The following is an 11,414-nucleotide window of genomic DNA, read 5'->3' on the forward strand; positions in this document are numbered from 1 at the left end:
GCGCCTACACGGCGAGCTCGGCCACGTCCCGCCCGCCGAGCACGAAGCACTACACACGATGACCCACCCAGTCACCGCACCCCTGAAAACCAGCTAACCAACTCTCCATCAAACCCGGGGCTTGACACACCGCTTGTCGATACGGAAAAGCGTCTTGTACTTCCACGTGGCTATCACGCTGGACGATCCCGAGTAGCTGCTGTGCACCTTGGCGTTGGCGACGATGACCCGCCTGATATGCGGCGTCCAGTCGCGGCAGGAGGCCATGATTCCGGCGTCGGTCCCGATCGCCGTCGCGCCCGGGGCGGGCGCGACCGCCGCGGAGGCCGGCGACGCGGCCGCGAGGCTGCCGTAAAAGGCGAGCACGAGCGCCCCACCGGCCGCCGCGAGTCGCTTCCGCATTACTTTACCCATGAATTCCTCCATGTCCGCAGGTGTTCCGGTTGAACCTATAGGCGGCACAGCTGGTGCAACGTCCACCTTTGGTAACGGCCCGATAAACACGTCTCGACCAGGGGTTCTATCGGCAGGTAATGGAACGGAGCGGACGTCGCGGGCAGCGGCGCCGGTCAGCCGGTGATGCGGAAGGTGGCGTCGGCCCGGTCGACGGCGGAGCCGATCGGGTCGATCCGCAGCAGGTAGCTGTAGTGGCGGAGGTAGCGGTCCGGGAAGTTGTACGACTGGAACGACACCGCGGCGGGATCCGCCAGGCCGGCCACCCGCTTGAAGGTGGCGTCGCCGCGGAAGGTGGCGGTGTTGTCGTTCTGCGCCAGCACGAAGTCGTAGTTGTAGTGGCGCAGGTAGTAGCCCGGGTAGTTGACCGACTCGAACGACACGGTGCCGCCGGCCGGGTTCGCCAGCCCGGGCACGATCCGCCACTGCGAGTCGACCAACGGGTTCACGTCGGGGTCGATCCGCGCGTCGAAGTCGTAGTGCCGCACGTAGCGGTCGGGGTAGTTGTACGACTGGATCCGGTTGACGCCGGCGGGCGTACCGCCCCATTTGGACCGCAGCGCGGTGAGCTGGGCCTGGGTGATCGGCAGGATGGTGCCGTGCCGCTTGCGGCTGGCGCCCAGGTCGTACTCCGAGGTGGCCCGGACCCGGTAGCTGCCCGGCGCGGCCGGGTTCGTGGTGGTCAGCGGGAGGTAGCCGCGGCCGGTCGCGTACTGGTCGACGTAGAGGCCCCACTCGTTGCGGTCGTTGAACTTGTGCAGGATCGGGCCCTCGACCTGCGAGCCGGGCAGTCCCTGCCCGGACAGGTCACCCAGCCGGGTCCAGCCGGACAGGAGCTGGTTGCTGCCCTCGATGGTGATCTGGCCGTCGCCCGAGGCGCGGAGGTAGCGGTAGCCGCCGGTGCTGCCCGGGATCTCCAGGATCTGGGTGTCGATGATGCCCTGCGTACCGGGTCGGTTGATGTACATCCGCGCGGGACTAAACGTGCGGAAGTCCGTGGTCCGCGAGTAGTAGATCCGGGCCTTGTCCACGCCGTCCAGGGGCGAGATGGTCGCCCAGTAGACGATGTAGTCACCGTTCGCCGGGTCGTAGATCGCCTCCGGGGCCCAGGCGCAGCCGGCGCTGGGGATGTTGCCGGCGACGTTGGCGAGCCGCGGCGCCGACCAGTTCACCAGGTCGGTCGACTCCCAGACGACCAGCGACCTGCTGCCGGCGTGCTGGGCCGCGTCCCAGCCCTTGCCGCTGGCGATCCGCAGGTCGGTGGCGAGCAGCCAGAACCGGTCGCCGGCCGGCGACCGCACCAGGGCGGGGTCGCGCACGCCGCGTTCGCCCACCGTCGAGGTCAGCACCGGCAGCGAGCCGTTCAGGTCGGTCCAGCGCAGGCCGTCGGTGCTGGTCGCGAAGTAGATCTGCTCACCGATCGGGCTCTCACCGGTGAAGTGCGCCATCAGGTACGCGGTGTCCGGCGCGGCGGCGTTCGGGCTGGTGGCGCTCGGGCCGGCGGCGTCGGGGCTGGCGGCTGTCGCCGGGCGGGCCGGGATCGAGGTCAGGGCGAGCAGCAGCACGCCGACCAGACCGATCAACGTGAGCCGGCGGGGAGCGGGCGTCACAACGTCCTCCAGGGGTGTCGGCTCAGAGGGTGGGGGTGATCGGCGCGATGGTGCCGTCGGCGTTGAACCGCATCGGGTCGATCGTGACCTCACGGTTGGTGCCGTTGCCCGCCGGGATCGCGAAGCGGTGGTAGGCCATGTACCAGGTGTCGCTGTCCGGCGCCCGGACCACGGACTGGTGCGCCGGGCCCTTGATCCCGAGGCTGAGGTTCTTGGCCAGGATCGTGCCGCGGTGCGTCCACGGGCCGAACGGTGAACCGCCGGTGGCGTACTCGACGTGGTAGTTCTCCGAACCCGTGTCGTCGACCGAGTAGGTCAGGTAGTAGATGTTGTTCCGCTTGAAGACGAACGTGGCCTCGCGGAAGTTGGGCAGGCTGAACGTGCGCACCTGGCCGGCGTCGAACGAGACCATGTCGGCGTTCAGCCGGACCGCGTAGGCGTGCCCGTTGCCCCAGTACAGGTACGACTGGCCGTCGGTGTCGGTGAAGACGGCCGGATCGATCATCTGACCGCTGCGGAACCCGGCGGCGATCAGCGGCCGGCCGAGCGGGTCGGTGAACGGCCCGGTCGGGCTGGTGGCGGTGGCGACACCGATGTTGGTGGCCCCGCTGAAGTAGAAGTAGTAGCGGTTGTCGCGGTACGCGATGGTCGGCGCCCAGGCCCGGTCGTCCGCCCAGCCGATCTGCGGACCGAGGTCGAGGATGGTGCCGTGGTCGGTCCAGTTCACCAGGTCGGTCGAGGAGAACGCCTTGAACCGGCTGCCGCCCCAACCGTTGTAGCCGTCCGTGGTGGGATAGATGTAGTAACGGCCGGCGAGGTACGCGATGTTCGGATCCGCGTACAGGCCCTTGATCACCGGGCTGCGCCGCCCCGCCACCCACGGCGTGCCGACCCGGAACGAACTGTCCCCTGCGAACGTGTCGGGGTTGGTGGTCGACGGGTCGATCCAGAGTTCGTGGTCGCGGTGCCGCAGGAACCGGCCGGGGAAGTTGAACGACTCCAGCCGCACCGATCCGCCGACCGAGCCGTCCCGTACGCAGAAGGTGGCGTCGGCCAGGAACGTGGCCGTGCCGGCGTTGGTCTCCAGCCGGATCCGGTAGTCACGGTGCCGCAGCCACATGCCGTTCGCGGCCTGGAAGGACACGCACCCGACGCCGCCGGCCAACCCCGGCGTGACGGTGAAGGTGGCGTCGCTCTTGGCCTGGGCGGAACTGCCCGGACCGACCGCGGCGATACTGCCGAGGTAGTCGGCGTGCCGCAGGTAGAACCCCGGGACGTTTACCGACTCCAGCGACCGGGCGCCGGTGGGGAGGTCGACCGCGTACGCCGGCCGGGCCGCGACGGTGAGCGCGGAGGAGGCGGCGAGAACGACGGCGAGCGCTCGGGCGACCGACTTCCTCATAGGCATCACCGCGCCTCATCCACGCTGGTCGATTTATGTTTCGGTGCAGTGTGGTCGTTGACGTCTGCCTTGTCAACGTCGGTTCAGTCGGCCGCGACCACGAAGCGCACCGGCAGGTCGAGCACCGCGGCCGCTCCCTCGAAGTCCGCGAGCCTTGTGGCGAGGGTCGCGACGGCGAGCCGCTCCGACAACGCGGCACTGAACTTCAGGCCGCGTACGGCGCGGTCGCTGACCTCCGGCAGGCAGAGTTTCCACGACGCCGGGCCCGTCGCCGGCCTCGCGCAGGCCGGCGAAGAAGGCGTCGTCACCGATCCGGCCGCGCAGCCGCGCGGCGTCGTCCAGCAGGGCGTCCGACCGGTGTACGGCGGGGACGGGCGCGTCCGCGGCGGTGATCTGCCGCAGGTAGCCCTCCAGGACGACCTGCTCGACCGATCGTGCGTCGAGCATATCCGGCGCAGCGCGTCGGTGAAGTTGTCCCGCAACTGGTCGGTGACCACGTATCTCTTGAGGTCGGCGCCCTCGGCCGCCTTGACGACGAAGTCGCCCTCGCTGCGTAACCGAGGTCGGGATGTCGATCAGTTCGCGCAGCAGGGTCACGCCGTTTGCCCTCCAAAGCCTCCCCAAGGACTGGACACGCTACCGACCGACAGGAAAGCCCGTAACCGGACAATCGCCGGGCGCCCGGTCCGGTCGGTGGGACGAGCATCGCCTCGACATGTGTCCGTCATGGACGGACGGTGGAGGTTGACCAGGTCACACCGGTTGCCAGCAAAAAAATAGCCCCGTCAATACAGTTGGTTTCGGAGTATGTTGAGTCGGGTTCTTGACAGAAGTCTGGTCTCGGACCCGCGTTTCGGGAGAAAGATCGCAAGTGTCGCCTACCACCGGAGCATGACCCCCTCCCGCCCCTCGAACAACCGTCCACGGAGCCCGCGTCCCAGGTGGGTCGCCGCCAGCAATAAGGTGCAGTGTGACTGAGCTGAACTTCGCGACCACGAGCGATGGCGTGAGATATGCGTTGCGCCCCGCCGAGATGGCGCAACCGACCGTCAGGACGGTACTGATTCATGGCGTGGGCACCAGTTGCGATTACTGGTTCGCCCTCGTGGACCGCCTACCGAAGGAGTGGCGTGTCATAGCTCCCGACATTCCCGGTTCCGGATACTCCAGACCTGTCGAGGGCAACTCGGAGATCGCGGCCGTCTCCTCCGTTCTTCTGGAGACGTTGGAAGGCCTCCCCGGCGAACCTGCCGTGCCGACCGTGTTGGTTGGTCATTCGCTCGGAGCACTGGTGGCCATCGAGATGGCGAAGCAGAACCCACAGTTCTCCGATCTTCTGATCCTGGTGGATCCCGTCCTCTATCGAGCCGAAGAAGTCCTGACCAGGTTCGACAGGTTCGTCAAGATGTGGCGATACTCGCTGGTGGTACTCTCCCAACTCGCCGGCGTCGTCATCAACGGCAAGGTCTCGGCTACGATATTGCGAACGAGGCTGGCAAGGAAACTACTGCTCGGCACCCAACTGGGCAAGGGACCGGACGTCTCGCCCGAAACTTTGGAAAGATGCCTTCGGGGGACCCGCGGATGGCCCCACTTCCGAGTGATCCCGGTGATCCGTGCCGCGCGGAAGGTCCACCTGGGAGACGCGGTCACGTCCCTGCGTTCGGCCGTCGCCGTCGTGCGGGGGTCCCTGGATCCGTTGACAAACGACCAGGAGATCGACCGCCTGTCCACCGAATGCCGGCTGGTGTCGAGCGCCTCGATCGGATTTGCGGGCCACTCGCCGATGCTGAACATGCCCTCCGAACTGGCGACATGCCTCGAGTTCATTGTGGATTCACACGTCGGTGGGGCGAAGTGACGTCAGGTCTTAATCCGTATCTGGTTGCGCCCGCCACGCAACGGTGGCGGCCCGCCGGGATGTATCTTCTCCTGCCGCTCGGGCTGGCCTGCGTGCTGCTGGCCGCCCACTATGACGGCGTCCTCGGGACGCCGGACGACTTCAATCCCTACCGCGACATCCTGGCGGCGCTGGACGCGCCCGGCATCCCGTCCACGACCCCGGCGTTCCCGTTACTTCGCGATTTCACCTCGCTCTATCTGATCGCAGTGATCTGGCTGACCGTTCCCATCACAGTTGACCAGTGGCGGCAGATGCATGGCACCTTCAGTAGTCTGAACGGTGCCGGCGTTTTGATATCACGATCTTCGCCAACCTACTCTCGTGTTCAGGAACTATTGGGAATCAGGCGAGTGGTCGAGCACGGAAGGGCGCATGGCCTCACCGCGGAGGAGGCGATATTCGAAGTGGGCAACGGCTTCCTCGCACGTGTCGGACGGTTCCAACCCATCGTCATCGTTGTGTCCTTCGTCCTGGCAATCCTCATCACCGAGGGTGAACGACTCAACGGTGTGTACTCATCATTCCTGGGTCGACAGAGGACGGCGAACTCGTCGCACGAGGTCTATGCCGCATGGTGGGCGAATTCGGATCACGTCGGCAGCTATGTCGCGTATTTCTTGTGCCTGACGCTCGGCGTATACCTCGTGATCGTCCAGAACACCGTCGGCCTCACGGCCATTTGGACAATCCTGGGGTTCACTGCGATCTACGAGTTCACACTGGACTACCGAAATATAGACGGCAACTTCGGCTGGGCAAGCATGGCCCGGGTCTACCGAACGGTGCTTGTATCACTCGCGCTCCACGGCACTGCCCTGGGATTCACGATGGCCGCCCTCGGTTCGGACAACTGGCCGTGGGTGCTGTCCATGATCGTCGTGTGGTGCACGATGCTGCCGTCCACCACCTTGGGACCCCTGATTGCCTTCCGCGGGCTCAACAAGCGGGCCCAGGACAGGAAGATCGCGGAACTGGTGGCCGGGCAGGGGGCGCGACCAATGGCCGACCTGGCGCAAGACATCGAGTTCGTACGGCAGGCCCGCGCTCACCCGCTGGTAGCACGGCCGAAAATGCAGTTCTCCGTGCTGTTCGTCGCGATACTTTGGCCTCTGATCCTGACCCTTATCCAGGTCTATTTCAGTGTCCGCGAGGGTGGGAAGAAATGACGTACCGCTCTGTTGCGAGCCGTTCAGCCGAGGTCGACAAGGGTCTCGGTGTCGCGTACGCGCACGCGGCCCGCGTGACACCCGGACACCCTCGCCTCACCAAGCTGGTCCTGGAGTTGCTTGTCGGTAGAAGGATCGCGTTGGTGCGAGACGCAGGCGACGGCCTCGACCAATCGGCTCCGGAGCGATGCGCCATCACCGGGGAAGGGCTGGTTCTCGCCGAGGGCGGCGGTCTTCGGGGCCTCGCCGAGGCCTGGTGTCTCGGTGAGTTTGTGGTGCGTGACCTGGATGCGATCTTGAGCCGGCTGGCTTCACTCATGGTCGCGCTGTCCAGAATTCCGTTCTACGGATACCTGCGCCATCCGTGGCACCTTCTTAGGGCTTCCTGGCGGCGCGGCGGTTCGGCCGAGGACACCACGAAGTCGCTCGCCAAGCACTACGATCTCGAGGCAGCTTTCTTCAGGACCTTTTTGGACGAGTCACTCACGTACAGTTGTGCGATTTTTCGGCACTCGAACGACAGCCTGGCGGCGGCGCAACGCAACAAGTATCGGTCGCTGACCGCCGCCCTTCCCGATCTGCGCGGCGCCAGCGTCCTGGAGATTGGCTGCGGATGGGGCGGTTTGGCTCAATTCCTGGCAGGGCAGGGCGCTCTTGTCACGGCGGTGTCCGCGTCCGCGTCCCAGATCGCGTACTGCAGATCGAACAGGCCGGAGTCCATCCGTTTTGTCCTCGGAGAGTATCGCTCGGCGCTGAGCGGAAAATTTGACGCGGCAATCTCGTGCGAGATGATCGAGGGGGTCGGTGGGGAGAACGCACCGGAATTCATGCGCCGAGTTTCGAACTGTCTGAACGTCGGCGGCACATTTGCGCTGCAGGCGATCACGACCGCCCATCACAGAATGCTGACATCCCGCCCCGAAAACAGCTACATCGACAAATACATCTTTCCCGGTGGGCAGATCCTTTCGGAGCGGTACATCCTGCGATGCGCACGCAGGGCAGGCTTTTCGCTCTACTCACGAAATAGCATCGGATCGAGCTACGCCACAACTCTCGAGCGCTGGCGGAGTTCATTCAGGGATGCTCGGGAGCAGCTGCTTGACTACGGCTGCTCGGAACGCTTCCTGAGATGCTGGGATCTCTACTTCTCGATGTGCATGGCGGGCTTCTCGAGAGGAGATATGGATTGTCTTCAACTCGTCTTCAGAAGAGTTCGATAAGCGGGATACGGGCGGAGGCCAAGCGTGACGCGGTCGCCGTCGGGCTGTGTACGCACGTCCTCCTGACGACGTCGTGCTTGCTGACCAACCCGCTGGCCTGGGTGTTTCTGCTACTCCCCGGCACGTTTGTCGGGCTCGGTGTCGTCTCCATTCTGCATCATGGCGGCCATCGGCATTTCTCGCGGAACGACTGGATCAATTCACTGTGGGTCCAGGTCGCATGCCCGGTGGGGCTGTGGGTGGGCCACTGGGGACTGAAGCACAGGGTTCACCACCGGTTCCCCGCCGCGTACCCGGACGATCCCTTCACAAGCGCCAGCACCCTCTTTCGATTTCACCCGTCGGCCCCGCACAAAATCTACCATCGGTGGCAGCACTACTATGTCTTACTCGCATACACGACCTACTGGATCATCGACCAAGCATCACAGTTGACCTTTCTCGTCACGGGGTCGACGTACGGAAGGCACGGCCTTCGCATGAAGGGACGATGGCCGGGATACTGCTGGGAGAAAGCCTGCTTCGCACTCACGATTGCGCCCTACCTTTACTTCTTCGGGGTGGGCTTCGTGGAGCGCTTTTTCGTCACGGTGACGATCGGCTCACTCGCCGCCTCGATCCTGGTGAGCATGAATCACATCTCTCTCGGGGCTCGGGTGGCCGAACAGCACAGCGACTGGCGTCAAATCGTCGCAGATTCGACAGTCAATTACTCGATCGACTCGACGATGATCGGGTTTCTGTCCGGAGGTCTAAACACCCACTCGGTGCACCACCTGATGCCCAATGAGACGCGGGCGAACATGCGAAGTCTGCACCGTCAACTGTTGGAGACCGTCGACGACGAATGTATAACCTTCAGCTCAATGCTGGACGCCGTGCGTGCCCACTTCGCGGCACTCAAATGGCTCGGGAAGGGCGAGACTGGGTCACTCATCGGGGGCGACGTTCAGCACGTGCGCCGGTGAGTCGATGACGAGGTTAGGCCGTTCCCGGTAGGCCGAGGGCGTCCATCGCGGTGGGCAGGTCGGGGGCGTTCGCGAGCACCCGGGCGCACCCGTCGACCTGATGCAGCAGCACCACGCAGCCACTCCGGTCGAACCGCACCGACACGGTCCGCCCGGCGTACCGCCGCGCGAGCCGGCTGATCGCCGGCACCGGGTCATCGATCAATCCGACACCCGGATACGCCGGCGTCGGGATCGCCTCGGCCGGGTTGACCGGTACGGCGTCGGCGAACGCCCCGTCGACGTACTCCCAGCAGGTGGCGGCGGCCGCCTCCGGGCTGCCGTGGTACGGCAGGTCGTCGGAGAGTGCGGATCGGGCGCACACGTCGACGCTCCAGAGCAGCCCGTGCACGCTGACCGGGTCGTCCCGCAGCGGTGCGCAGTCCTGGACGGTGACCACCAGAGCCAGGTCCAGGCCGAGGGCGAGCCGCACCAGCTCCGGCACCGAGGGAGCCGACGGTACGACACCCAGCACCAGCAGCCGGGCGGCGGCGCGGCTGTCGCCGGCCTGGGCGAGGTGTTCGCGTACCGGGTCGGCGTCGGGGCCGGGCAGGGTGACGACGCCTTCGCGCAGGTACTGCTCGACCGGGACGTTGTCGTCGGTGTCAACGAGGTCTTCCGGGCGTACCCCGAGGGTGTGGGCCCAGGACGCGAGCCGGTAGGGCTCGGGGAGCTGGACCACCGGCTGGCCGGCGGGTTGGGCGGCGATCTGCGGGGCGGCCGGTTCGTCGCCGGCCCGCCAGTGCAGGTGGACCACCCGGTCGGCCAGGTCGGTGACGGTGACCAGCAGCTCCGGGTAGGTCCGCTGGGCGCCGCGGCAGCGGTGGCAGGCCAGCCGCCGGGGGTGGACGCCGGTGCCGCCGCAGTCGGGGCAGTCCGGGTCGGCGGGGCGCGGGCCGGCGTCGGCCGGGTGGGCGATGCGGCGCGGTCGGACGCAGTCGCAGACGCGCAGGGCACTGCCGGGGAGGCAGTCGGGGCACGGCGCGTACCGGATGGGGTCGCCCCACCAGGACGGCGCCAGCGGTTCGGCGCGGCGCAGCAGCGCGGTGGTGTGCCGGCGGACGACCTGGCCGGTGGGGCGTTCGGTGAGCTGTTCGGTGCGGCCGCCGGGGCGCAGGCCGGTGTGCCACCAGCGGCCGTCGCGCCATATTGCCTGCGCGCCGGGCAGGCCGGTGCCGGTGGCCAGGTCGACGCAGTCGGCGAAGATCCGCCGTTCGAGCTGGTCGGCGTCCGTCCGGTCGGGACGCTGGCCGGTCGGCGGGGTGGGGCGCAGCTCGTGGGCGGGCGCGGCCCGACCGCGGGCGCGCAGGTCGACCAGCGCCTCGGCCACGTCGGTGGCGGCCAGCGCCGCCGGCAGGTCGCGGGCCTGGCCGCGCTGCCCGGCCGGTATGTCACCGCCGGGCAGCTCGTAGCGGACCTCCCAGTTGAGGTCGCCGAAGCCGGTGCGGCGGGCCTCGACGACCAGGTCGAGCAGGAGCAGGTCGGCCACCGCGCAGAGCCGGGCCAGCCGCGCGTCCGGGTCGGGTGCCGGCGGCTGGTCGGCGCGGCCCAGCACGACCCGCCACGGGATCCGGTCGCGTTCGGCGATCGCCCGGGCCTCCAGCTCGGTGCGCCGGTCGGCCGGCAGCTCGGGATGCCAGCCGGCGGGCAGCGGGATCGGCGGCTCCGGGTGCGCGTCGGGCAGGCCGACGGTGTCGGCCAGACCGCGCAGCAGCGGCGCCAGGTCGAGCCGCCAGCCGGCGTCGGCCCGAGTGGGTGCGACCGTGCCGGGCAGCACCGACGCCGAGGCGACCGCGCCGCTGTCCAGGTTGACCATCGTGAACACCAGCTGCGCGCGGCGCCGGCCGCGCTGCCGGCACCGAGGACAGGCGGTCGCGACGCTGCCGGCTCCGCGACAGACCTGACAATCCCGGTACGCCTCGCGGCCGACCCCGGTCTCCGCCTGGTCCACCAGGAACCGGTCGCCGTAGTCGGTGCACCCGCACGGCCGCAGGGTGAACGTCAGTCCGTCACAGTCCGGGCAGGTGATGACCGACAGCGGTCGAGAGGGACGGAGAGACACGACGGCATCGGTTCCATTCTCAGGCATCGTCCATCCCTTGATTTTCCCGGTGAGGATGGCGCCGGATCGGTGCGGCGGCTCCGACCGGCGTCCGGGGTCATCCTGCAGCCGTGGAAGGCGGAAGAACAATGCGCGAAGGCGAGATTGACTGCTCTGGAGTCAATTTATTTAGTTGCTGTGGCCGAATTGCGCGCCGACAATCTTGATCTGTTGCGAAGTGGAACGCCAGGCGCGGTGAGCCGTCGCTGATGCCCTGCCGAGGCGCGTGTTCACGGCGCCGGCCGTCGGCACGGCGACTGCATCACGGCACACCCAAAGGCGTTCACATTTGAACCGCTGGCGCAGATTCTTGCCGCTCATTTCTGCCGGCTGTCCGGGGCTGCTTTTGTCGTATCCATCTTGTACGGTCGAAACGTATCCCGACAAGTGTCGACCTCACCTAACCAGCATTGCCGAGGGCTCGATTCCGGTGTTGCAGCACGACCGGCGGGATGTTGCAAAATTTGACATCGAAAGGATGGACAGCCGATGGCCGAAGACATGGGGTCGACGGTCCCGAGGCGACAACTCGGCCGCGCCCTCAAGGAA

9 protein-coding genes are annotated in these 11,414 nt (G+C 66.9%); 4 read left to right on the forward strand and 5 right to left on the reverse strand.

Annotation, left to right across the window (positions count from 1 at the left end):
• Positions 1-108: 108 nt before the first annotated feature.
• The 4 genes from ACFOX0_RS33340 to ACFOX0_RS33355 form a co-directional block, all read right to left on the reverse strand.
• Positions 109-426 (reverse strand): hypothetical protein, encoded by a 318-nt coding sequence (locus tag ACFOX0_RS33340; RefSeq protein WP_377553542.1) that lies wholly within the window; start codon positions 424-426, stop codon positions 109-111.
• A gap of 143 nt (positions 427-569) precedes the next feature.
• On the reverse strand, positions 570-2,063 hold the full coding sequence (locus ACFOX0_RS33345; protein ID WP_377553544.1) for a glycoside hydrolase family 43 protein: 1,494 nt from the start codon (positions 2,061-2,063) through the stop codon (positions 570-572).
• A gap of 22 nt (positions 2,064-2,085) precedes the next feature.
• Positions 2,086-3,465, reverse strand: coding sequence for a family 43 glycosylhydrolase (locus ACFOX0_RS33350; RefSeq protein WP_377553546.1), 1,380 nt, complete (start codon positions 3,463-3,465; stop codon positions 2,086-2,088).
• 83 nt (positions 3,466-3,548) lie between these two features.
• On the reverse strand, positions 3,549-3,773 hold the full coding sequence (locus ACFOX0_RS33355) for a hypothetical protein (protein WP_377553548.1): 225 nt from the start codon (positions 3,771-3,773) through the stop codon (positions 3,549-3,551).
• A 662-nt stretch (positions 3,774-4,435) separates the two neighbouring features.
• On the opposite strand from ACFOX0_RS33355, the gene ACFOX0_RS33360 reads away from it, so the two are divergent.
• The 4 genes from ACFOX0_RS33360 (at position 4,436) to ACFOX0_RS33375 (ending at position 8,725) form a co-directional block, all read left to right on the forward strand.
• Positions 4,436-5,326, forward strand: coding sequence for an alpha/beta fold hydrolase (locus ACFOX0_RS33360; RefSeq protein ID WP_377553550.1), 891 nt, complete (start codon positions 4,436-4,438; stop codon positions 5,324-5,326).
• A complete protein-coding gene (locus ACFOX0_RS33365; protein ID WP_377553552.1) occupies positions 5,323-6,534 on the forward strand; it encodes a hypothetical protein in 1,212 nt (403 codons plus the stop codon). Before ACFOX0_RS33360 ends, ACFOX0_RS33365 begins: the two co-directional genes overlap by 4 nt.
• Complete coding sequence (locus tag ACFOX0_RS33370) at positions 6,531-7,757, forward strand: class I SAM-dependent methyltransferase (RefSeq protein ID WP_377553554.1); 1,227 nt, start codon at positions 6,531-6,533, stop codon at positions 7,755-7,757. The genes ACFOX0_RS33365 and ACFOX0_RS33370 overlap by 4 nt, the downstream gene beginning before the upstream one ends.
• A 77-nt stretch (positions 7,758-7,834) precedes the next feature.
• Complete coding sequence (locus ACFOX0_RS33375) at positions 7,835-8,725, forward strand: fatty acid desaturase family protein (RefSeq protein WP_377553556.1); 891 nt, start codon at positions 7,835-7,837, stop codon at positions 8,723-8,725.
• Between the two features lie 13 nt (positions 8,726-8,738).
• Here the strand turns inward: ACFOX0_RS33375 and ACFOX0_RS33380 are convergent, their stop codons facing one another.
• Complete coding sequence (locus ACFOX0_RS33380; protein ID WP_377553558.1) at positions 8,739-10,853, reverse strand: hypothetical protein; 2,115 nt, start codon at positions 10,851-10,853, stop codon at positions 8,739-8,741.
• Between the last annotated feature and the right edge of the window lie 561 nt (positions 10,854-11,414).

The organism is Micromonospora zhanjiangensis (assembly GCF_042650605.1).
In the GTDB taxonomy this organism is placed as follows: domain Bacteria; phylum Actinomycetota; class Actinomycetes; order Mycobacteriales; family Micromonosporaceae; genus Micromonospora_J; species Micromonospora_J zhanjiangensis.